A 21,771-nucleotide genomic window follows, 5' to 3' on the forward strand; every position below is an offset into this window, starting at 1 on the left:
CTGCACCCGGATCGCTCCGACGTAAAACCACTACATTTAGCCGAATCGCCATTGCGGCGCAAGAGCGGCGCTCGGCCGCCCTCGCGCCTCTGGCGCTTTCACGCCTCGCGCCTCTGGCGCTTTCACGCTCTAGCGCCCCATGCGCTTCAGGCCGTGCTCTTCTTCCGTCTTCAACACCCGCACGCAGGGCAGGTAGCCGTCGTAGACGATGCCGTGCAGCTCGGTGCGGCGCTGCGCTCGCAGCAGCCCGAGCAGGAACTGGATGATCTCGGCGTTGATCACCTGGCCGGGCACGAGCACCGGTATTCCGGGCGGATAGGGCACGATCTGATCGGCCGACACACGTGCGTTGAGGGCCCGGTTGACATGGTCCTTTTCGTCGATCAGCGGCAGCATTTCGCCGCCGCAGTAGTACGCATCCCGCGGCAGGTAGCGCAGCCGGGAGAAGGCAGGCAGATTGGGCGTCTGGTAGAGCCGGCGCTGCACCCGGCCCTCGCGCGCGATGCGCATCAGAGCGTCGTAAAGCCGCGATACCTTGCTGCGCGTGGTGCCTATGGTGAGCAGCAGGGTCAGGGTATTGAAGGTCGACTTCTCCACCTGGATGTTGTAGCGGTCGAACAGCTCCTGTTGCAGCTCTTCGACCGTATAGCCGCAGCGCGAGATGTCGACCGTCACCTTGGTCGGATCGAGCTGGATGCGGTCGTGGCGCAGCTCCTCGGGCAGCAGGTCCTCCAGCTCCAGCACGCGGAAGGTCTCGGTGGCGTTGATCTGCGAGCGTACTTCCTTGGCCAGCGAAAGGGTGCGCGAAAGCAGCTTGTAGCCTTCCATCACCACCTGTTTGCGCGCCACGTCGAGGCTCGCGATCATGCTGTACTGGGGGCTGGTGGAGGTGTGCATGTTGAAGTTCTCCCGGAACAGGTGCTCGTTGAATCCGGGGTCGTTCACATGGATCATGGAGGCTTGCGAGAACGCCGACAGCACCTTGTGGGTGCTCTGCGTGGCATAGTCGGCGCCCGCATCCAGGGCGGTGGGGCGAAATGCCGGATGGAAGCGGGCGAAGCCGTACCAGGCCTCGTCGATGATCACCTTGATGCCGCGGCCATGGGCTGCTTCGACGATCGGCGGCAGATCGTAACGCAGCCCGTCGTAGGTGCACGATGTGAGGATGAGCGCCTGCGCATCCGGGTGCTTTGCGATCGCCGCCAGGACGGCGGCCTTCGGCACCGGCCCGTACACGCCGTACTTGCGGTTCACCGAGGCATCGAGGTAGATCGGGTGCGCGCCGGAAAGCACGACGCCGTGGTGCACCGACTTGTGGCAATTGCGGTCGAGCAGGAGCTTCTCGCCCGGTGCGAGGAGGGTCTGGAAGATGACCTTGTTCGCGGTCGAGGTGCCGTTGGTGGCGAAGAACGTGCGCCGCGCCCCGAACGCCTTCGCGGCGATGATCTGCGCTTCGGCGATCACGCCCTTGGGTTCCATCAGGGAGTCCAGCATCGGCACCGAAACCGAAAGATCGGCGTCGAAGACGTGCTCGCCGATGAACTCGTGAAAGTCGTTCACCCAGGGGCTGCCCCGCAGCGAGTCGCCCGAGGAGTGTCCGGGCGTGTGCCAGGCATCCTTGGCCATCAGCACGTAGTTCTTGAGCTGATCGTAGAACGGCGTGCGCGCCTTTTCCTGGATCTGGGCGGCGAGTATCCGGTACATGCCGCGGTAGTCGCGCTCCTCGCGGTAGAAGTAACCGTCCACCGCCTCGGTGAAGAGCGCATCGACCACCTCGTCTTCCTGCTCCTGTGCGATCAGGATGTAGACGTTCAATTCGGGGCGGAAGCGGGTGATGTTCTGCACCAGGTTCAGCGCCGACATCTGCAGTGTGCGCGAGCCGTTGCGATCCGAATTGAGGGTATAGAGCGTGTCATCGACCACGACTGCCTGGATGTCGCCGTCATGCTCGATCGCCTGCAATGCTTCCTGGGCGGTCGTGACTCCGGTGAAGACGATGCCGAACGGATTGTCGAGGCTGCGGGCGGCGGAGTTGAGCCCCTTGATGAGCTCGCGCAACACGAGCCGCTCGTCGTTGATCACCAGGATCTTGCTGACCGGTTGGAGCATCGAGCCGCCGCTGGCGTCAGTGCGATGCGCAGCCGCGGGCGCGAAGCGGCGCCGCACCGATGGCCGAAAATCGGTCTGCTAGAATCGCGCCATGAACTCGCAGGCTTGGCCGGACGGGCAATTGGACGAGCTGGTCATCCAGGGAGTGACGCAATCGGGCGAACGCTTTCGCCCGAGCGATTGGGCCGAGCGGCTGTGCGGCATGATGTCGGTGTTCGGCGAGGACAAGCATCTGTCGTACTCGCCCTACCTGAAGCCGGTCATGGCGGATGGGTTGAGCTGCGTGGTGGTGGACGAGCGGTTGCAGACGGTCGATGCGGCCGCTTTGGACTTTCTGCTCGGCTTCGCACGCGACAACGAGCTGCGCCTGCGGCCCGGGCGCCGTCCGCAGGAAGCGGCGGCTGTGGCCGTGGCGGGAGAACGACGCGTCGCCGACCCGCAAAGCGGGCGATCGCTCTGAGTGCGCGCGCCGCCTTATGCCATGGCCTTGACTGCGGCGGCCAGCCGGCTCTTGTTCCGGGCCGCCATGTTCTTGTGCACGATACCCTTGCCCGCGGTTGAGTCGAGCATGCTGGCGGCAGCCCGCAGCTCGCGCCGGGCGACTTCCTTGTCGCCATCGGCGATCGCCTTGTGTACGCGCTTGACGGCGGTGCGCATGCGCGAGCGCAGGCTGGCGTTATGAACGCGCAGCACCTCGCTTTGGCGGGCGCGCTTCTTGGCGGAGTCGATATTGGCCATGAGTTCCTCGGGAGAGCGGAAAAAAGGGTGAAATCATACGGTTGTTACCCCGGTTTGACAAGGCTAAGATCAGGGCGGGCGGGGCGATGAACCTGTTGCATGCGCTCGCCAGGGTGAGCAGCATGACGCTGCTGTCGCGAATCCTGGGGTTCGTGCGCGACGTGGTCATCGCCCGGACGTTCGGCGCCGGTGTGCTCACCGATGCCTTCTTCGTCGCTTTCAAGATCCCGAATCTACTGCGCCGGTTGTTCGCGGAGGGCGCTTTTTCGCAGGCCTTCGTTCCGGTGCTGGCCGAGTACAAGAACCGGCGCGGCGACGCCGACACCCGGGCGCTCATCGATCATGTGGCCTCGGCGCTGTTCCTCGCCCTGATCACCGTCAGCTTGCTCGGTATGCTGGCCGCGCCGGTCATCATCTATCTGACGGCGCCGGGCTTCGCGGACGACGCAGTGAAGCTCGAGCTGACGATCGACCTGCTGCGTATCGTCTTTCCCTACGTCCTGTTCATTTCGCTCACCGCGCTCGCCGGCGCCATTCTCAACACCTACAGCCGCTTCAGCGTGCCGGCGTTCACGCCCGTTCTCCTCAACGTCTGCTTCATCGTATTCGGGCTGTGGCTTACGCCGTACTTCGATCCACCGGTGAAGGCGCTCGCCTGGGCGGTATTCTGCGGCGGCATCGCGCAGCTCGCCTTCCAGCTGCCGTTTCTCGCCCGCATGGGCCTGCTGCCGCGATTCCGGCTCGATCTGCGCGATGAGGGCGTATGGCGCATCCTGCGGCTGATGGGGCCGGCGGCGTTCGGTGTCTCGATCGCGCAAGTAAGCCTTCTGATCAACGTCGTGTTCGCCTCCTTCCTGGTCTCGGGGAGCGTCTCCTGGCTGTACTACGCCGACCGGCTGATGGAATTTCCCAGCGGTCTGCTGGGCGTCGCGCTCGGCACCATTCTGCTGCCCAGCCTCGCGCGACATCACGCCAACGCCTCGAACGAGGAGTACCGGCGGCTGCTCGACTGGGGATTGCGCCTGACCTTCCTCCTCGCCGTGCCGGCCGCGGTGGCGCTCGCCCTGCTCGCCGTGCCGCTCGTGGCGACGCTGTTCATGTACGGAGAGTTCTCGGCCCACGACGTGCTGATGACGCGCCAGGCGGTGATGGCTTACAGCGTGGGGCTGGTCGGGATCATCCTGGTCAAGATCCTCGCACCGGGGTTCTACGCGCGCCAGGACATCCGCACGCCCGTCAAGTTTGCGCTCGTCACGTTGGCGGCAACGCAACTGATGAACCTGGCGTTCGTGATTCCGCTCGAGCACGCCGGCCTCGCGCTCGCGATCGGCCTGGGCGGCTGCCTGAATGCCGCGCTGCTGTACCGCGGTTTGCGCCGGGCTCGGATCTACCGGCCGGAGCCGGGATGGGGCGCCTTCGGCGGACGGCTGGTGCTGGCTCTGGGCGCCATGGCGGCGGCCTTGTGGTGGAGCGCCGGTCCGGCGCAATGGTGGTTGGATGCTGCGCCCGGTGCGCGCGCGTTGCGCCTTGCCACACTGGTCGTAGTGGGCGCCGGTGTCTATTTCGCAGTGCTGGCGCTGCTGGGATTCCGGCCGCGCGATTTCGCTCGGCGGGCGAGCCCCTGATCTGAACGCGCCGCCACCGCGATCCGGCGCGAATCGTGCCCGTCGCACCTGAACACGGTAACATTCAAGCTTTTGCGGCGAGCTCATGCGCGTCTTCAGAACCATTCCCGCGCGCGCCGATATTCCGATCGCGCTCACCATCGGCAACTTCGACGGCGTGCACCTCGGGCATCAGGCAATGCTCGAACGGCTGCGGCGCGAGGCGCAAGCGCGCGCGCTGCCCGCGGCGGTGATGACGTTCGAGCCGCATCCGCGCGAATTCTTTGCGCCCGATCAGGCGCCCACGCGGCTCTCCTCGCTGCGCGAGAAGCTCGAGACGCTGGCCGCGCTGGGTGTGGATCGAGCCTACGTTTGCCGTTTCACCTACGATCTGGCACGCACGCCGCCGGAGGCGTTCGTCGAGCGCGTGCTCGTGCGCGGTTTGAGCGTGCGCTGGCTGCTCGTCGGTGACGATTTCCGCTTCGGCGCCCGGCGTGCGGGCGATCTTACGCTGCTGCAGTCCTTGGCAGCGGCCGGCGGATACGTGGTCGATTCGATCTCGTCGGTCACGGTTGGGGGCCGGCGCGTATCGAGCACGGCGATCCGCGCGGCGCTGGCTGAAGGCGATCTCGATCTGGCATCCCAACTGCTCGGGCGACCTTATTCCATCAGTGGGAGGGTCGTCGGCGGCGACCGGATCGGACGCACGCTCGGATTTCCTACCGCCAATATTCGCATGCGGCACAATCGCCCTCCGCTGCAGGGCATTTTCGCGGTTCGGGTGTACGGCATCGGCTCCAGTTCATTGGTGGGTGCGGCGAGCCTCGGCGTGCGACCCACGATGCGCGCACAAGGCGCGCCCACGCTGGAGGTTCATATCCTCGACTTCGACCGCGACATCTACGGCCGGCACGTGCGGGTCGAGTTTCTGCGCAAGCTGCGCGACGAGCAGAAGTTCTCCGACGTCGAAACCCTGCGCAAGCAGATCGCGCGCGATGTCGACGAGACCCGGCTTTTTTTCGCCGGCCCTGCGGCGGCCGCTGGGGGCGCCGGCCAACGCGGACGCTAGCTCGATCCATCCGGCCGGCTGGCCGGCTCACACGCCATGACCGATTACAAGAAGACACTCAATCTGCCCGACACCACGTTTCCCATGCGGGGCGACCTGGCCAAACGCGAGCCCGCCATGCTCGCGCGCTGGCAGGCGGAGAAGCTGTACGAACGCATTCGGCAGGCGCGCCGCGGCCAGCCCGTGTTCGTCCTGCACGATGGCCCTCCCTATGCGAATGGCGATATTCACATCGGCCATGCCGTCAACAAGGTCCTGAAGGACATCATCGTCAAGAGCCGCACGCTGATGGGCTTCGACGCGCCTTACGTGCCGGGATGGGACTGCCACGGCATGCCGATCGAGGTCCAGATCGAGAAGGATCACGGCAAGAATCTTCCGCCGGAGAAGACGCAACGCCTCGCGCGCGCGTACGCCACCGAGCAGATCGCACGGCAGAAGGCGGATTTCATCCGGCTCGGCGTGCTCGGCGACTGGGAGCATCCCTACCGCACCATGGATTTCGCCACCGAGGCGAACGAGATCCGAACGCTCGGACGTTTGCTGCAAAAGGGCTATCTCTATCGTGGGCTCAAGCCCGTGAACTGGTGCTTCGACTGCGGTTCCGCGCTGGCCGAAGCCGAGGTCGAATATGCCGACCGTGAGGATATCGCCGTCGACGTGGGCTTTCCGATCGCCGAGCCTGAGCGCCTCGCGCACGCTTTCGGCCTGGAGCGCTTGCCCGACCCGCGTGCTTACGCGGTCATCTGGACCACGACCCCCTGGACGCTGCCGGCCAATCAGGCGCTGAATGCCCACCCCGACTTCGACTATCGGCTGATTGCCACCGAAAAGGGGCTGCTGGTGCTCGCCGACGCGCTCGCGGACCGCTGTCTCGAACGCTACGGGCTCGCCGGGCGCACACTCGCGCGCCGCAAGGGCGTCGCGCTGGAGCGAATCAACTTCCGGCACCCGTTCTACGATCGGCTGTCGCCCGTATTTCTCGGCGACTACGTGACGGCCGAGCAGGGCACCGGCATCGTCCATAGCGCGCCAGCCTACGGCGTGGAGGATTTTCTGTCGTGCCGCCGCTACGGCATGAGCGACGACCAGATCATCAATCCGGTGCTCGGCGACGGACGTTATTCCGATTCGCTGCCATTCTTCGGCGGCCTGTCGATCTGGGATGCCAACCCGAAAATCGTCGCCAAGCTGGAGGAGGTGGGCCTGCTGTTCGCGCGGGCCACCGAGACGCATAGCTACATGCACTGCTGGCGGCACAAGACGCCGATCATTTATCGGGCAACCACGCAGTGGTTCGCGGGGATGGACGAGGTGCCGGGCTACCAGGGTGTGAAGCCGGTCGAGCCGTTGCGCGCGACTGCCTTGCGCGCGGTGAACGCGACGCGCTTCTTCCCCGAATGGGGCAAGGCGCGGTTGCACGCGATGATCGCCGGCCGGCCCGACTGGACCTTGTCGAGGCAGCGGCAATGGGGCGTGCCCATGCCGTTCTTCGTTCGCCGTGAGACGGGTGCGCTGCATCCGCGCACGCCGGAATTGCTCGAAGCGGTCGCGCAGCGCGTGGACAAGGATGGGATCGAAGCCTGGCAGGGCGTCGGCGTCGAGGCGTTCCTGGGCGAAGACGCGAGCGCGTACGAAAAAGTGCGCGATACGCTCGATGTCTGGTTCGACTCCGGTGCGACGCACGAAACCGTGTTGGGCGGCCCGGGCAATCGCGGCCACGGGTCGCATGCCGAGCGCCTGGCGTTTCCGGCCGACCTGTACCTGGAGGGCTCGGACCAGCACCGCGGCTGGTTCCACTCGTCGCTGCTCGTCTCCTGCATGCTGAACGGCGCCGCGCCGTATCGGGGGCTGCTCACGCACGGCTTCGTGGTCGACGGCACCGGGCGCAAGATGAGCAAGTCCCTCGGCAACGTGATCGCGCCGCAGAAAGTGGTCGACACGCTGGGCGCCGACATCCTGCGCCTATGGGTCGCGTCGACCGACTATTCCGGCGAGCTCTCGATCTCGGACGAGATCTTGAAGCGGGTGGTCGAGAGCTACCGGCGCATTCGCAACACGCTGCGATTCCTGCTCGCCAACCTGGCCGATTTCGATCCGGCCCGGCATGGGCTTGCGACCGCGGACTGGGCCGAGATCGACCGCTACGCGCTTGCGCGCCTCGCGCGCCTGCAAGAAGAAGTCGTGCGCGAATACGAGCAGTACCGTTTCCACCTGATCGCACAGCGGCTGCACGAGTACTGCTCCGAGCACCTTGGCGCTTTCTACCTCGACATTCTCAAGGATCGCCTGTACACCGCGGGAGCCGACTCGCGTGCGCGCCGCAGTGCACAGAACGCGCTCTTTCACATCGCGCATGCATTGATCCGGATGTTCGCGCCGATCCTGAGCTTCACCGCCGAAGAAGCATGGCCCTTTCTGGCCGACAAGCGCGAGGACAGCGTGTTCCTGCAGCAATGGCACGAGCTGCCGCAGCTCGCGGACACCGAAGCCCTGGAGTCGCGCTGGGAGCGCGTGCTCGAGCTGCGCTCCGACGTGAGCAAGCAGCTGGAAGGCCTGCGCGTCGCCGGCCGGATCGGCTCGGCGCTTGCCGCCGAGGTCGAGCTCTACGTCGCCGATGAAGCAGCGCGGGCGCTGGCCGACCATTTCGGCGAGCATCTGCGCTTCGTGTTCATCACCTCGGCGCTGCGCATCTGTACCGGCACGCATGCCGAGGCGGTGCCGAGCCGTGTCGAAGGCATCGCAGTCCGGGTCCTCCCGAGCAGCGGAACGAAATGCGCGCGTTGCTGGCATTACCGAGACGATGTCGCCGAGCACGGCGAGCACGCATCGCTGTGCGGGCGCTGTATTTCCAACCTGTACAGCGGCGGCGAGGCGCGTCCCTATGCCTGAGCAACGCATCGTTGCCTGGCTGGCGATCGCGGGCTGCGTGATCCTGGCCGACCAAGCGACCAAGCTCGCGATCGAACACGCGCTTGCGCTCGGAACCAGCATTTACGTCTGGCCGGTGTTCGACCTGGTGCACGTGCGCAACACCGGCGCCGCGTTCAGTTTTTTGGCGGGAGGCTCCGGATGGCAGCGCGAATTCTTTCTGCTCGTCGGGCTGGCCGCCTCGATCTGGATCGTGTGGATGCTGGCGCGCGCGGCTCGCAGCCAGGTGATGTTCTGCGTGGCTTTGAGCCTCGTCCTGGGCGGTGCGCTGGGCAACGTGATCGACAGGGTTCGCCTCGGCGCGGTGGTCGACTTCCTCCATTTCCATTGGGGCCCGCACTCTTTCCCGGCATTCAACATCGCGGACAGCGCCATCACCTGCGGCGCCGCGCTGCTGCTGTTCGATGCCTTCCGCCAGGGCAGGAAGGCGCGCACGGACGGGTCGCACGCCGCGACCCAATGACCGGCTACGCCTACATCCGATGACCGACAGGAGCGATGCCATGGAAGTGTTGCTGGCGAAGCCCAGAGGATTCTGCGCCGGCGTGGACCGGGCGATCGAGATCGTCGAGCGCGCGCTCGCGCTGCACGGCGCGCCGATCTATGTTCGTCACGAAGTCGTTCACAACAAGTACGTGGTCGACGACCTGCGGCGCAAGGGGGCCGTGTTCGTGGAACAACTGGACGAAGTGCCGGCCGGAGCCACCGTGGTGTTCAGCGCCCATGGCGTGTCGCAAGCGGTGCGCCGCGAGGCCGAGGGGCGAGGACTGCGCGTCTTCGACGCCACCTGCCCGCTGGTCACCAAGGTGCATGTCGAAGTCGCCAGAACCGCCGAGGGCGGGCGCGAAATCGTCATGATCGGGCACGCCGGGCATCCGGAAGTCGAAGGCACCATGGGGCAGGTGCAGGGAGGGATACACCTGGTGGAGACGGTTGCCGACGTGGCGAAGCTCGAGGTGCGCGATCCCGGCAACGTCGCCTACGTCACCCAGACCACACTCTCGGTGGACGACGCGCGCGCGATCGTCGATGCGCTGCGCGCGCGCTTTCCGGCGATCGTGGCGCCGAAGAAGGACGACATCTGCTACGCGACGCAGAACCGCCAGGATGCGGTGAAACGCCTCGCGCGCGAATGCGACGTGCTGATCGTGGTCGGCTCACCCAACAGCTCGAACTCGAACCGCCTGCGCGAAGTGGCGATCCATCAGGGAATCCCGGCGTATATGGTCGACCAGGCGGCCGACCTTGATCCTCGCTGGATCGAAGGCAAGAAGCGCATCGGCGTCACCGCGGGAGCCTCCGCCCCCGAGGTGCTGGTTGATCAGCTTCTGGCGCGGCTCCGGGAGCTCGGCGCTACCCGCATCATCGAGGCCGACGGGATTTCGGAGAACGTCACCTTCCAGCTGCCGAAGGCACTGAGCGCGGTTACGCGCTGACGCTACGCGGCCTGTGCTCATTGCGCAGGCACGAATGCTCCGGATCCTCGCCGCTCCGCTTGGATCCCCTTGGGAGGGATGGGCGCAGCGGCGAAACTGCTCGACGCTGCGCCGGACGCAACGCGCCTCGCGGGTCGCGCGAGCTACAGCTCCGGCTCCATGTACCAGTAGATGCGCTGTGCGATGCCGATCTCCTGCTCGCGGCAATACCAGAATTGCGCTCCGGCCTGGCACGGCGATCCGGTGGGCGGTGTCGAAGCGCCGGTCTCGGTCGAGACGGTTCCGCCCGACAATGCGATCGTGTAGATGCGATTGCCGATGATGACCGATTGCAGCGGCGAGAAGTAGCCGCGGCTCACGCCCGCATAGTAGCGGTCGCGCGCCGAGATCGTACCGTCCCCACTCAAGTCGACCAGGTTGCCGTAGAGGGCATCGATCTCGTTCAATCGGCCTTCGCCCGGCGGCAGACACGCGCTTATCACGGCGCCCGGATTGTAGCTTCCGAAGCGCAGCCTCTGGTTGAACACGAACGGAGAGCCCGTCACCTTCTCGCCCGCCTCGAGATCGCGATACCAGCCGCGTTTGCTCAGTAAAGCGCTCGGGACGACGCCGGACGTATCCGTGACCGCGATCTGCAGGAAGTCCCCTGCCGCGAAACTTGCCGCGGCACCGGTCGTCGCCGTGAGCCCGATATCGAAATCCGTCACCATGAAGATCTTGTCGGATGTGGGCGTGACGAGCGGGTGCTCGCGATCGCCCGTACCGACGTAGATCGCATCCCAATCGACTGGAAAGGGCGCGTGCTGCGGCACGATTGTCGGCGGGAACATGATCTTGCGGTTCGGCACGCCCGCGTCCGACAGGATCGCGAGGAGCTTCGCCTTCCACGCGCTCACGTTGGCCTGGCCGATATCGAAGCGCCATAGATTGCCGCCCATGTCGCCGACCACGACCCGGTCGAGCAGCCCCTGCGCATCCAGATCCGCGTTGATCACGGTGAGGTCGGACGGGATGCTCCACGAGATTCCGCTGGCATTGAGGAAGTCGCCCCCGCTATCGGCGAAGACTTTGATGGGTTGGCCGTTGGACGCCTCGACCACGTAGAGCGCTCTTCCGATGTAGTCGCCGGTGGTCGAAGTCGGAACCGGAGCCGGCGGCACAGCCGGTGGTGCGGTGCCGGGCGCTGCAATGTTCATGAAGTCCTGCTGCGTATCGTAGCCGCCACCGAAGATCACCACCGGGTCCGCGTTGCCGGCGGGTCTCCCCGTGGAAGCCGCGATCCGTCCCACGACTGGAGTGGACCAGCTCTGTCCGAGCAGCTTGTACTCGGCCTTGTCCGCACACGCGGAAGTTCCGCTGCACAGTTTGCCGTCTCCGCCGTCCGTGCCAAGCGGCAGGTAGTAGGGGTGATTGGTCGGTGGCGCCGCCGGGTGGTAGTTGCTGCTGATCTTCCACTTGAACTTCGGCGCATCGATGTCGGTGATGTCCAGCGCATAGTAGGCGCGGCCGCCACGGCGCAGGCCGAAGAACAGCCATACGCGCTCCGACCCGTCGATGATGCCGTCGGCATCGCCGCGATCGATCCAGACCGCCGGGCTTCCATCCGCCAGGTCGAGAGACGGACCGGCGCCGTTCGACATTTGAGTGCCGATGGACGCAAGCGCTTCCTCCACCAGGAAGACCCATTTTTCCTGCCCGGTGGCGGCATCGATCGCGTGCACCAGGCCGTCGTTGGTAAGGAAGAACAGGTACTGCACATTGGAGCGGGTGGTCGTGCCCCCGACCTCGGCGTCGGTCACGGGCGAGCTATCGTACGTGACGATCAGCGGACGGGAATGCTGCACGTCCGCATGCGCCCAACTGCGCCAGGTGGTGCACGGCGTCGGCGACGACGGGTCGTGCGCGTCGCTGCAGGCGGCATCGCCCGGATTGCCGCCGCGAATGAAGTTGACCAGGGTGCTCTTGGCCGCGTCCGACATCGCCGCATTGCCGAGCATGGCCTTGGTGATGCGGGTATTCGTCTCGGTCACCAGGTTGGTACTGTCGGTGAGCGTCACGGTGGTCGAGGGCGAGACCGAGTTGCCGGTGATGTACGTGTAGACCTGGCGCGATTGCGGCGTGTAGGTGCCGAGCGAGATGAGCTGGTGCCCGGTGCCGCCGACATCGGGCTCGCTGCCATCCATGAGCGTGACCGGGTTCCAGAAGCTCACCGCTTGCTCGTCCACCACGACCTGCTCCAGGCTGCTCACCGGATCGATCTCGACCTTCTCGATGTCCTTGAACCCGGAGGCGAGCACCGTCTTGCCGATCAGGCAAAGGTCCTTGTTCGGGCCGCAATCAGAGGCACCGAGGCCGATTCGGAACCGCTTCACCGTTCCCTTCCAGGCCTGGCTCGTCGATGGGCTGAAGAAGGCAAGGTAGACGTCCGACGCGTTCTGTGCGCGGTTCAGTGCCGACAGAGGCACCGTCGGCGCCGCGACCGTCGGGCTGAAGTCCCGAATGGTGATGAGCACCTCGGTCAGGGCAGCGGCCAATCCGGCGCTATCCTCCGCAATGTAGTAGCCGCCCACCCCGGCGGATCGTTCGCCGGCGCTCTGCACCACCGGCGAGTTTGCCCCGGCGAAACCGATGGTGTAGGTGGTGACCGCCTGAGTTCCGAGCAGGGAATCGGTGGTCGACTCCGTCGTGCTGTGGCGAGCACCCGGACTCATATCGGCGTGCGCCATGAAATAGGCGACTTCGTCCAGCCACACGTAGCCGCCGTCCGAGCGCAGCTCGTTGAACCGGCTTTGCTGTTCATAGGGCAGGCCGCCGGTTTCGAACTGGCCGGTGGACGTGTCGGCCTGGGTGCTATCGACGCGTGTATCGGCCGAAATGACCCCGGCGAGCGACGTATAGCTCAGGCCCGGCACGAAGTCGCTGGCATCGACGTCGTGCTCGGGCCCTCCATCGGTGATCATGATGACGAAATTCTTCTGGCACGAAGCGGGCGTCGCAGTGGTCGGGTTGTTCAGCATCGGCGACACGTAGCTCGATCCGCTGATCGCGGTGGCGTCCGCGCCGTCGGTCACGTTGCCGCCGCCGACCGCGGGCAGGGCAGTGGCGCCAAAGTTGTTCGTTGTCGCCGTCGCGGTGCCGTAGCGCGGCGCGCGGCCGCTGAAATACAGATAGGCCTCGTACATCGTTTCGGTCAGCGGCGAGGCCGCCTTGGCCACCTGGTTGTTGATGGCATTGGTCAGCGCCGCCCGGTTGACGAAATCGGGGTCGGCTGAATTGTTGCCCATGCGCTTGATGGGGAAGATGATCTTGCCGCCCTGGCTGCCCTGGCTCGAGCGCAAGGTCGTATCCTGCGGCAGCGAGTTGAACGTCATCACGCCGAAGCGAACGCCGTCGGTGGTCGCGATCAGGTCGGCCAAGGCATCCTTGGCGATCTGCAATCGGGTCTTGCGGCCGATTGGTGCACCGCTGGGGCCTTTGGGGCCGAACTTCCAGTTGAGGTAGTTGACCGAATACATATCGATCGCCGGCGGCGCGGTCGCGTGGCCCGGCGCCGTGGTATAGGCAGCAGCCGTCTCGTCGGTGCTTATCGACGTGTTGAACGACTGGTTGAAGTTGCGCGGTTGGTTGGTCATGAAGGCGTTGGGGCCGCCATTGTTGGCCGGCTCGTCCGCCTTGCAATCGTGCACCAGGTTATTGTCGAAGGCCCAGCGGTTGTATGCCGGATAGCGTGTCGTGGAACCGCCCGAGCTGGAATTGCTGGTCCGGTTGGGGCAGAAGGCTCCGACCGTGGCGGGGCCGTAGACGCAGGTGAAGGGTTTGCGCGCGCCGCAGCTTTGCGAGGTGTCCGCAACGTCCGCGCATTGCCCTGTCACGTTCTTGGTTACGTTGTCGTAGGTTGTGCCGTCGATCGTGTACGTGCCGATCCAGTTGCTGCCGCTGTTGGCCGCCGTCGCCGGGTTGCAGTACGTAGTGCTGGTCGCACCCGCGCCACAATTGGCAGCCCCCAGAACGAAACCGGCACCGCGGCAGCTTCCCGAACAGGTCCCGCCGTAGTACACCGTGCCGACGCCTTCGACGAATTTCGAGCTGCGGCCGCTCCAGGAGCAGCTGGTGTGGTTCTTGTCAATGAAATTCTGGATGCCGTTGGGCGAACAAAGCGGCGGGTCGGCCGGATGCAGCGGATCGCCCGTGATGCTCCTGCAATCACCCGACAGCGTACCGCTGGGGCTGCAGTACTGACCCGAGGCGTTGGGGCGGAAGTAGCGCCGGGCCGTATTGCTGCCGTCGACCCCATCGCTGGTCGGACCCGATGCGTCTGCTGCAAGCGCTCCGCAGGTTCGCGTGCACGTGTAGGTGGTTGCGCCGGAATTGTTGAAGATGATGTCCTGGCCGCCGCTGGTGGGGCGGATGTCGAAGTACGCCGGCGTGCCGGTCCTCAGCCCGAATGCGGCGGCGGCATCGTCGCGGTTGCCTTTCCAGGCGCTGAAGCGCTCGAGTTCGGTTGCCGTCGCTCCGGCCGAAGCGAGCAGCGGATAGCCGTAGACCCCGCGCAAGGCCTGCAGGGTTGCCTGGTTCATTGAGTTGACGACGGCCTGAAAGTTGTAGCCGCCCAGGTCTGCATTGAGGGAAGCCCATCCGGCGTGGGAGTCATTGGTTGCAAAAACCGGATCACCGGGGGTCGTGTCTCGCTGGACCCGAATAGGTTGCCCCTGGCCGCCATTGCCTCCGATGTTGTCGCGAAACGCCGTGATGTTGGGGACCGCGGGCGGTACCGTCGACACCCCATGCGGCGTGCTCGCCGGCTGATTGACGATCGGGTCGTTAGGACCGGGGAAGGGATTGACGGCCGGATCGTAGCCCGTGCCGACATAGCCGATACGATACGTTCCGCTGCTGTACGTGACCGTGTTGTCGCTGCCCGGGTAGACCGCTGCCCGTGCGCTTTCCAGGTTCAGCCAGCGCTCCCAGCGCATCCACTGCTGATTCACCCACTTGCCCGAATTGCGCGGAAGCTCGGTCGGTGCATATACCGTTGACGGCAATAGCTCCGTGGGAGATGCGGTGCACCGGTTGAGCGAATTACTTGCATCACGGAATGAGGAGCCTTCGGTGAAGTCGCGCCTGTTGCCGTAGTTGAAACCGCCGCGAACCACCGGGTTCGCACTTCCGTTGCTGCTGCTGAAATTGGATACGCGAATCCCGCCGACGAAGCGGTTGAAGGCGAACGACCACAAACGGCTGTCCGTTTCCGCGGTTCCCGTAGGCAGCCAGTAGACCCAGGAGGCGTCGGCGTAGTTGCGATAGGTGCTGCGGGCACCCGGGTCTCCGGCTTCGGTCGCCGCCGCGTAGGTCTGCGCCGCAGTTTTCAACGCGGTGCGGTCGGCATCGGTCGCGCCGGCGAAGAAGCCGGAATCCTTCGGGCAGTCGGGGTTCGCGACGTTGGGACAGGTGCCGCTGTAGTTGTAGAAATAGTTGTCCGGGGAAGAACCGGCGTTGCTGAACAGGTTGTCCGCCGGCGCCTGGGTGCTGATCGTGTTGATGTAGGCCGGGTCGTTCCACAGATACTCGATGTGCGAGTCGTAGCGCGGGTTGCCGCTCGAATCGCGCAGGTTGTATTCGCGCCATGGCTCGGGAATGTTCATCGTATCCGAGGTGTCCATGACGATCAGGATGTTGGGCTCGGCGGTGGCGACGGCTGAGGTGACGCCGAGGAAGATGTCGGTGTCGCGCGCGTACGCCCACGGCGCCAGCGCGGGATTCGCCAGCGCGGCAATGAGCGCCCACGCGGTGGCCTTGGTTACGAAGCGTTTCTTGCGCATGTCTGACCTCGCGAGGATTCGGTGCGTTGCGGCTGAGCCGGCCTAACAAGAACCCGCAGGAACCACCGAGCGGATGCCCTGGTGCACGGTAGCCGAACCGCCCAGCGTGCCGGTGGCGGTGGAACGCACGTCGAAGAATACGAACTGGATGGCGCCGATGGCGATGCCGGTCTGACGCTGTCCCGAGCACTGGATCTGGCGCACGCTGAGATCGGCCAGGAGATACGATCTGGCCGGATCGGGAGTGGTCGGGGCGACCGAGTAGATGGTGGAGGATGCGTTGTACGAGCTGGATGGGTTCCCGGGTAGAGCCGCCGGCCCCCCCGATCCTCCCGGCAACGCCAGATAGTTGGACGCGAACCGGCCGTTGTTGGCATTGATGAAGGTGTTGATCATCACCTCCGCATTGGTCTGGTGCTGCTGCGCGATCTGGTTCGCGCCGCCGATCTTCAGCTCGACCACGGAGGTCTTTATCATCGATACGACCAGGAGCGTCATGACGGCAAGCATCACCAGGCCGACGATGAGAACGGCGCCGCGCTCGCGCCGTGCAGACGGAGACGGCTTTCCTCGACGTGACGCTGCGCTTGCATGCACTGAAGAACGGGTTGTCATGAGCTAGGCTCCCCTGCGAAACGCCACGTTGCGGACCTGGATGAGCTGACTGAAGAGGGCGCGCTTGTAGCTGCAAGCCAGCGGGTCGACGGCGAGCACAGCCGCGTCATTGCAATTGAAGTCGGCGGCGCCGTCGCCATCGAGGTCGTAGTCCTTGCCGCTGTCGTTCTGTCCGGCGATGATGGTCGGCGAGCGCACCAGCATCGAAACGCGAACGGCCACTACGCGCGTCCAGCCGTCGGCGGAAATGGATAGCGGATCGGCCACGAAGCGATCGGCGATGCCGTCGCCGTCCGGCGCGGGCAGCGTATCGAGCCCGTAGGTGAAGTTGATGCGCTCCACCCCTTCGGCCAGCGGCCGCTCGACCATCGTCGTGCCGTCGAGCTCCTGGCGCACCAGCGTCGGTATCGGCCGGCCGGAGTCGTCGCTTGCGTCGCACTGCCCGTTCGCACCGAGCCGACTGCACGGGCGGACGTAGTACACGTGCATCTGGTAAGGAAAGACGGGAAACTGGTTGCCGGTCACGAACTTCTTGACCAGTTCCGCCGTCACCAAGTTGGCGAATTCCCCGCCGCGGAATACGTAGCCGTAATTCGCATCGGACTGCAGGTAGAGCGTGTTGGTGAAGTTGGGCTGGGCCGCGATGCCATCGGCGAAGTTGCCGTCGCTGTTCGGGTCGGCAACGGGCAGACCGGTGCCGAGCCTGGCAATCAGGATCGGACCGGGGCCGCGAAAATTCACCGCCTTGATGCAAGGCACCGCGGCCGCGGCCGCAGCGGCCGTCGTACTGTCCGGATAGCCGAAGAGCGGCACGCCGGTGGTCAGCGTGTTGCCGGTGCCGCATTCGTTGCTGATGCCGCCGATAGTGCCGTACGGTTCGAGCGTTAGCGTGGACGCCGCCAGGCCATAGAAGCCGGTATGCCGCAGGCTGTCGGCCAGGTAGCGCAGGCTCGCCACCGCGCTTTCCTGCATGCGCGCGTAGTCGTCCTGGATTTTGAAGGTGCGCGACGAGTCGCTCATCATCAGTACCAGCCCGAGCGTCAGGAACAGCCCGATCGCGAGCGCCACCATCAGCTCGATCAAGGTCAAGCCGGCCTGCCGCATCCGGGATGCGAAGCGATTCATGGGTGTCATGGGCATGCGCATGGGATAACCGTATAGACGTCGACGCTCACCAGCCGGCGAAAGGCATCGTCTACCGTGCCGGTTCGCGGATCGTTGTACAGCCCGCTTCCGCACGTATCCGCGGCGGCGGGCTCGAACGTGGAATAGCTGCCTTGCCAGGCGACGCTGATGCGGTAGGTGACTTGCCGGCTCGCCGGAGCACCGCCGCAGACGCAGGCGGTCTCGCTCGGCGTCTGGATGCATCCTCTTGGATTGAGCAACGGGCCGATCGCGGCTCCCGTGCTGCGTTCGGTTTCCGCAGCTGCGCCGGCCAGTAGCCCATCCCATATGGCGGCGTCGTACTCGACCATGTCCGAGGTGGTGCAGTTGCTGGTAGCGCAGTTGACGATGTCGTCGGCGGTCAGGGCGGTGAACCGCGTGCTCGTACCGGCGGGCGTCCCCACCGGCACGGCGGCGGCATAGGTCGTGGCGACCGCGGTATTGTCCACGCCGGGACGGTTCGCCTTCACCCGCTCGGCCATGTCGTTCGCGAGCGCCAAGGCCTGCTGGCGCTGGTAGGCTTCGAACGACGCGCGCTGGCCTTGCGCCATCAATCCCGCGATGCCGAGCAGCCCGATCATCAGAATGACGAGCGTCACCAGAACCTCGATCATGGTGAAGCCGGCTGATTCGCGGTTCGCTTTCGCGGCGCTTACGGACATACCGTTCCTCCGTCTTGAACCTCCACGCTCGGGCGTCCCGATACCCCGACGTAAACAAGTCGAGCGCGGTCGTTCGTGGCCACGGCGTCTCCGAGGTCATCGCTCACCCGTATGCCATCCGTAGCGCTCGGGCCTGCGGCGCGGGTGTTGCGTCCGTCGGGACGAAATACGATCGGCTCGTCCGGAGTTGCGCATACCTTGGTACGGCCCGAGATGGGAGTGGCCGTCTTGCGGACTTCACCGGGAACATCGCAATCACCGCCGCCGTCGAGATCGACGCAGATGCGCCAGCCGTCCTTCCAGTTTGCCGCATTGATCGGCGCCATGATCGCGATCCGGCTCTCCTTGATCGCTTCGGCGCGCGCGAACGCCATATCCGCGATGATGTCGGAGGCTGTCGTCCGCACCCGTTGCGACGCGACGAAGTCGCTGAGCGAAGGAACGCCGACGGTGATCACGATCGCCAGGATGGCGAGCGTGATCATCAGCTCGATCAGGGTGAAGCCGCGGCTCGTCGTGCATCCCGACATGATCGTCAGCTCGCCCATTGTTCTGGTTTCATGCGCAGCGGGCGTCGCTCACCGCGGCAAGTGCGCGCACGACGCGTTGTCCCAAGCACAATCCGTGCTCGAATCGAACGCGGCATCTCCAGCCACCGCCTCGCGCCATCGTTGCCCCAAGTTGTTGATACAGAGCCTGCCATCGCCACGGGCTGCGAGGTTCGATCCTGCGCTCGGGCTCATGCAAATGACGTAGCTGGGCGGCGTCGCCGTGTTGTCAAAGGTCCAGGGGTTCGGCGCGTCGTATTTGATGCCTTCCGGTGCGCTCACGCGCAGCTCCGCCATCGTGGTCGCATAGCGACGGGCGTCGAGCAGGAATTGTTCTTGGCGTTGGGCGATGTCCGAGAGCATCTGCTGCCCCTGCGAGCGCTGCCCGCGCGCGATGTGATCGCGATAGGACGGATATCCCACGACCGCCAGGATCGCCACTATGGCCACCACGATCATCAATTCGATTAGTGTGAATCCGTGCTCCCTACGCATACCAATCCCCTTGTCGGACGCAGCGGATGTTACGGCGCAGGTTTGCGGCCGATCCATACATGCCCGATAAGCGGTCGGATGCCTGGAACGAAAGGCGCGCCCGCTTCGGAATGGGTGCAGACATTGGCGATTCGCCGGACGCGGCTCGAGACACGTGCCTGCGCTCGCCGCAAGTCGGCGGGATAGGCTCGAATTAGACGGGTCGGTACCGTTCCCCTTATACTTCAGCGATATGCGAAACTGCCTCGAATCTTCGGAAGACGTGGCCGCGCTGTTGTGCAGCTACGGCATCAATCCGACCCGACAGCGGCTGCAGATTGCGCGTGCGCTGTTTGCGAGCCCGGGCCACCTGTCCGCGGACCAGGTGCTCGCCGCCGTCAACGAGCGCCGTCCCGCCACCTCGAAGGCGACCGTCTACAACACGCTCAACCTCTTTCGCGATCGCGGCCTGATCCGCGAGGTGATCGCGAATCCGAACAAGGTCTTTTACGACCCGAATACGGCTCCGCACTACCACTTCTACGACGTGGATACGGGCGAGCTGACCGACATCGACGCCCGCAGTGTGGAAGTGACGGGGCTGCCGCCGCTGCCCTCGGGGACCGTCACGGAAGGCGTGGACATCATCGTTCGGGTTCGCTCCAGGGCCGGCTGATCGTTTGCCGGCCCCCCGGCGGCGCGCCTATAATCCCGCTCCCGTGCTGTTGTAGCTCAGTTGGTAGAGCAACTGATTCGTAATCAGTAGGTCGTGTGTTCGAGTCACACCAACAGCACCAGAATTCAACAGCTTGCAGCGTTTTCATCCTTCGATTGCTGCGAAGCTTGTGACGTAAACGTGCCATTGAGCAGTTTGTCGACCACTCTCGCGTGTTGTCCGAACTGCTCCGGAGCCAGGTGAGCGTACCGCCTCACCATATCCGCAGACTGCCACGCGCCCATCTCCTGAATCACGTTTAGCGGTACGCCATTCTGGGTCAACCAGCTGGCCCATGTGTGCCGCAAGTCGTGCCAGCGGAATTTCGCGATGCCGGCCCGCTTCAACGCCTGCTTCCATGCTTTGGTATTCACCTGGTTGATCGGCCGGCCCGGAAGCTGAATACGCGCACCTGGTGCTTTCCGATCTGCTTCGTCAATACCTCGATGGCCGTGGCATTGAGCGATACGTGTATATCGCGTCCGCCTTTCGCCTGGTCTGCGTAGATCCACGCCACCTTGCGCGCGAGATCCACTTGCGACCATTCCAGATCTACAACGTTTCGGCGCCGCAGGCCCGTGGCGATGGAGAATTTGACGAGGTCTGCCAAGTGCTCCGGCAATTCCCCCAGCAATGTCGCCGCCTGCTCCGGTGTCAGCCAGCGAACGCGGCGCTTTCGGTTCCGGATAGAGCCGAATCAATGGAACCCGGGGGCGGTGGCTCAGCGTTGCTCTCCTTCGTCGGGAGAGGGCTCGCATGAATGGCGAATTGAAACGGCGCCATGTCGAAGCGCGGTTCATCGCGCCCGGCGCCTTTCATTGATTACAGGCGCTACGCCTTCGCGCTCTGAGATCTGGCGGCGAATCTCGGCGAGGAATGTGGCGCAGTCCGCATGCCGCTTCGCTCTTGTGGTGTCGGATGTCTCAAATCCCACCGTGGTGTTGTCTGTAGCGTTCCTTGTAGCGTTAAGCGGAACGTGATTCGGGACCAAGTCGCCACCAGGTGCGGGTGCACGCGAATCTCCTTCCACAGCATTCGGCATTGGTCCCGAATTTGGTTCAGGTGCAGGCAGCCCCGCCGGCACCGCGGCCTGGTAGACGTACTGCGCCCAATCGTACTGCGCCCAATCCTTGCCGACCTGGCGTCTGCGCCTGCGGACGATCCAACCCTGTTCGCTCGCCAGGCGCAGATGCGTACTCACGGCGCGTTCGGAGAGCCCCGTCTCTTGCGCCAGACGTTGCTCGGAGGGAAAGGCTCGACTGCCATCGGCGGCCATGTGCAGCGCAAGAGTGAGGAGCACATGCCGGGTGGTGGGCGAGCTCGGTCCGTGCTCGGAAGCGATCAGCCAGCGCCAGCGAAAGAGCAGGCCGGGCGGTTTCGTGTTCTCGGACATAGGCTGCTCGATCGGGACCGATGTCGCCCCTAGCGGCCTAAGTAGATTGCAGTTACCTGCTCGCGTTCGTGCCCGAGCTCGCGGCTAGCCGGTAGTACCGTGATGGCTCCTTGGCTTCCGCATCGCCGCGCCGGCCGGGATTACGGAAATGATGCGCTTCGTCGATGATCACGACGTCTGCCAACTCGGCGATGCGCTTGAAGCGCTCCGGAAAGTCGCCCTTGCGGTTCAAGTCCGTATGGCTAAACACGGCAAGGTTGCTGAAGTCGGCGCTGCCGCCGACGCCGCCGATGTGCGCAAGCCACTCGTTTAGGTGCGGCTCCCAGACGCCCTCCTTGGCGGCCTTCGGTGCGAAGAGCACTACGCGCTTGCCCTCATGCAGCACCAACCGCTCGATGAGCATCAGCCCGACGAACGTCTTGCCGAGGCCGACGCCGTCGCAGAGGAACGCCCCCCCGTGCTGGCGCGCGATCTTCATGAGCGCCCAGTAGGCT

General features: G+C 64.9%; 16 protein-coding genes, 1 tRNA gene and 2 pseudogenes. 8 read left to right on the plus strand and 11 right to left on the minus strand.

Annotated elements, in window-relative coordinates; genetic code table 11:
* Window positions 1-129 precede the first annotated feature (129 nt).
* Window positions 130-2,109: an ornithine decarboxylase gene (locus GEV05_17215; GenBank protein MPZ45098.1), complete on the minus strand. Its 1,980-nt coding sequence runs from the start codon at window positions 2,107-2,109 to the stop codon at window positions 130-132.
* A gap of 91 nt (window positions 2,110-2,200) precedes the next feature.
* Here GEV05_17215 and GEV05_17220 point away from each other — a divergent pair, with 91 nt between their 5' ends.
* The gene (locus GEV05_17220) at window positions 2,201-2,569 is read left to right on the plus strand and encodes a DUF3579 domain-containing protein (GenBank protein MPZ45099.1); all 369 of its coding nucleotides are present in this window, start codon (window positions 2,201-2,203) and stop codon (window positions 2,567-2,569) included.
* Window positions 2,570-2,583: 14 nt separating this feature from the next.
* On the opposite strand, the gene rpsT is transcribed toward GEV05_17220, so the two are convergent.
* A complete protein-coding gene (rpsT, locus tag GEV05_17225) occupies window positions 2,584-2,847 on the minus strand; it encodes a 30S ribosomal protein S20 (protein ID MPZ45100.1) in 264 nt (87 codons plus the stop codon).
* Between the two features lie 86 nt (window positions 2,848-2,933).
* Here rpsT and murJ point away from each other — a divergent pair, with 86 nt between their 5' ends.
* The 5 genes from murJ (at window position 2,934) to ispH (ending at window position 9,887) form a co-directional block, all read left to right on the plus strand.
* Window positions 2,934-4,472: a murein biosynthesis integral membrane protein MurJ gene (gene murJ, locus GEV05_17230; GenBank protein MPZ45101.1), complete on the plus strand. Its 1,539-nt coding sequence runs from the start codon at window positions 2,934-2,936 to the stop codon at window positions 4,470-4,472.
* A gap of 85 nt (window positions 4,473-4,557) precedes the next feature.
* Complete coding sequence (locus GEV05_17235) at window positions 4,558-5,520, plus strand: bifunctional riboflavin kinase/FAD synthetase (GenBank protein ID MPZ45102.1); 963 nt, start codon at window positions 4,558-4,560, stop codon at window positions 5,518-5,520.
* A gap of 36 nt (window positions 5,521-5,556) precedes the next feature.
* Window positions 5,557-8,412 carry an isoleucine--tRNA ligase gene (gene ileS, locus GEV05_17240; protein MPZ45103.1) on the plus strand — a complete coding sequence of 952 codons (2,856 nt, stop codon included), beginning with the start codon at window positions 5,557-5,559 and terminating at the stop codon, window positions 8,410-8,412.
* The gene (locus GEV05_17245; GenBank protein MPZ45104.1) at window positions 8,405-8,914 is read left to right on the plus strand and encodes a lipoprotein signal peptidase; all 510 of its coding nucleotides are present in this window, start codon (window positions 8,405-8,407) and stop codon (window positions 8,912-8,914) included. Before ileS ends, GEV05_17245 begins: the two co-directional genes overlap by 8 nt.
* A 19-nt stretch (window positions 8,915-8,933) precedes the next feature.
* Entirely contained in the window at window positions 8,934-9,887 is a 954-nt protein-coding gene (ispH, locus tag GEV05_17250; GenBank protein ID MPZ45105.1) for a 4-hydroxy-3-methylbut-2-enyl diphosphate reductase, read from the plus strand.
* A 143-nt stretch (window positions 9,888-10,030) separates the two neighbouring features.
* On the opposite strand, the gene GEV05_17255 is transcribed toward ispH, so the two are convergent.
* The 6 genes and pseudogenes from GEV05_17255 to GEV05_17280 all read right to left on the minus strand — a co-directional run bounded on the left by GEV05_17255 (window position 10,031) and on the right by GEV05_17280 (window position 19,190).
* Window positions 10,031-15,706, minus strand: a complete 5,676-nt coding sequence (locus tag GEV05_17255; GenBank protein MPZ45106.1) for a hypothetical protein — start codon at window positions 15,704-15,706, stop codon at window positions 10,031-10,033.
* Between the two features lie 42 nt (window positions 15,707-15,748).
* Window positions 15,749-16,321, minus strand: coding sequence for a hypothetical protein (locus tag GEV05_17260; protein MPZ45107.1), 573 nt, complete (start codon window positions 16,319-16,321; stop codon window positions 15,749-15,751).
* A gap of 1,029 nt (window positions 16,322-17,350) precedes the next feature.
* Window positions 17,351-17,455: pseudogene (locus GEV05_17265) on the minus strand (prepilin-type N-terminal cleavage/methylation domain-containing protein).
* Window positions 17,452-18,147, minus strand: a complete 696-nt coding sequence (gene pilV / locus GEV05_17270) for a type IV pilus modification protein PilV (GenBank protein ID MPZ45108.1) — start codon at window positions 18,145-18,147, stop codon at window positions 17,452-17,454. The pseudogene GEV05_17265 and the gene pilV overlap by 4 nt, the downstream one beginning before the upstream one ends.
* A complete protein-coding gene (locus GEV05_17275; GenBank protein MPZ45109.1) occupies window positions 18,138-18,695 on the minus strand; it encodes a prepilin-type N-terminal cleavage/methylation domain-containing protein in 558 nt (185 codons plus the stop codon). The genes pilV and GEV05_17275 overlap by 10 nt, the downstream gene beginning before the upstream one ends.
* 30 nt (window positions 18,696-18,725) lie before the next feature.
* Window positions 18,726-19,190: a prepilin-type N-terminal cleavage/methylation domain-containing protein gene (locus GEV05_17280; protein MPZ45110.1), complete on the minus strand. Its 465-nt coding sequence runs from the start codon at window positions 19,188-19,190 to the stop codon at window positions 18,726-18,728.
* 232 nt (window positions 19,191-19,422) lie between these two features.
* Between GEV05_17280 and GEV05_17285 the strand changes: the two genes are divergently transcribed.
* Entirely contained in the window at window positions 19,423-19,845 is a 423-nt protein-coding gene (locus GEV05_17285) for a transcriptional repressor (protein MPZ45111.1), read from the plus strand.
* 45 nt (window positions 19,846-19,890) lie between these two features.
* A tRNA-Thr gene (locus GEV05_17290) sits at window positions 19,891-19,966 on the plus strand.
* A 4-nt stretch (window positions 19,967-19,970) separates the two neighbouring features.
* On the opposite strand, the pseudogene GEV05_17295 reads toward GEV05_17290, so the two are convergent.
* The 3 genes and pseudogenes from GEV05_17295 to GEV05_17305 form a co-directional block, all read right to left on the minus strand.
* Window positions 19,971-20,684, minus strand: a pseudogene (locus GEV05_17295) (tyrosine-type recombinase/integrase).
* Window positions 20,681-21,277, minus strand: a complete 597-nt coding sequence (locus GEV05_17300) for a hypothetical protein (GenBank protein ID MPZ45112.1) — start codon at window positions 21,275-21,277, stop codon at window positions 20,681-20,683. The pseudogene GEV05_17295 and the gene GEV05_17300 overlap by 4 nt, the downstream one beginning before the upstream one ends.
* 52 nt (window positions 21,278-21,329) lie before the next feature.
* Window positions 21,330-21,755, minus strand: coding sequence for a hypothetical protein (locus GEV05_17305; GenBank protein ID MPZ45113.1), 426 nt, complete (start codon window positions 21,753-21,755; stop codon window positions 21,330-21,332).
* Window positions 21,756-21,771 lie beyond the last annotated feature (16 nt).

The organism is Betaproteobacteria bacterium (genome assembly GCA_009377585.1).
Classification (GTDB): Bacteria; Pseudomonadota; Gammaproteobacteria; order Burkholderiales; family WYBJ01; genus WYBJ01.

What these genes read in the sequence shown, in the direction of transcription:
- GEV05_17215 (MPZ45098.1), bottom strand. Translation starts at nt 2,109, where the DNA reads ATGCTCCAACCGGTCAGCAAGATCCTGGTGATCAACGACGAGCGGCTC.
- GEV05_17220 (MPZ45099.1), top strand. Translation starts at nt 2,201, where the DNA reads ATGAACTCGCAGGCTTGGCCGGACGGGCAATTGGACGAGCTGGTCATC.
- rpsT (MPZ45100.1), bottom strand. Translation starts at nt 2,847, where the DNA reads ATGGCCAATATCGACTCCGCCAAGAAGCGCGCCCGCCAAAGCGAGGTG.
- murJ (MPZ45101.1), top strand. Translation starts at nt 2,934, where the DNA reads ATGAACCTGTTGCATGCGCTCGCCAGGGTGAGCAGCATGACGCTGCTG.
- GEV05_17235 (MPZ45102.1), top strand. Translation starts at nt 4,558, where the DNA reads ATGCGCGTCTTCAGAACCATTCCCGCGCGCGCCGATATTCCGATCGCG.
- ileS (MPZ45103.1), top strand. Translation starts at nt 5,557, where the DNA reads ATGACCGATTACAAGAAGACACTCAATCTGCCCGACACCACGTTTCCC.
- GEV05_17245 (MPZ45104.1), top strand. Translation starts at nt 8,405, where the DNA reads ATGCCTGAGCAACGCATCGTTGCCTGGCTGGCGATCGCGGGCTGCGTG.
- ispH (MPZ45105.1), top strand. Translation starts at nt 8,934, where the DNA reads ATGACCGACAGGAGCGATGCCATGGAAGTGTTGCTGGCGAAGCCCAGA.
- GEV05_17255 (MPZ45106.1), bottom strand. Translation starts at nt 15,706, where the DNA reads ATGCGCAAGAAACGCTTCGTAACCAAGGCCACCGCGTGGGCGCTCATT.
- GEV05_17260 (MPZ45107.1), bottom strand. Translation starts at nt 16,321, where the DNA reads ATGACAACCCGTTCTTCAGTGCATGCAAGCGCAGCGTCACGTCGAGGA.
- pilV (MPZ45108.1), bottom strand. Translation starts at nt 18,147, where the DNA reads ATGTCCGTAAGCGCCGCGAAAGCGAACCGCGAATCAGCCGGCTTCACC.
- GEV05_17275 (MPZ45109.1), bottom strand. Translation starts at nt 18,695, where the DNA reads ATGGGCGAGCTGACGATCATGTCGGGATGCACGACGAGCCGCGGCTTC.
- GEV05_17280 (MPZ45110.1), bottom strand. Translation starts at nt 19,190, where the DNA reads ATGCGTAGGGAGCACGGATTCACACTAATCGAATTGATGATCGTGGTG.
- GEV05_17285 (MPZ45111.1), top strand. Translation starts at nt 19,423, where the DNA reads ATGCGAAACTGCCTCGAATCTTCGGAAGACGTGGCCGCGCTGTTGTGC.
- GEV05_17300 (MPZ45112.1), bottom strand. Translation starts at nt 21,277, where the DNA reads ATGTCCGAGAACACGAAACCGCCCGGCCTGCTCTTTCGCTGGCGCTGG.
- GEV05_17305 (MPZ45113.1), bottom strand. Translation starts at nt 21,755, where the DNA reads ATGAAGATCGCGCGCCAGCACGGGGGGGCGTTCCTCTGCGACGGCGTC.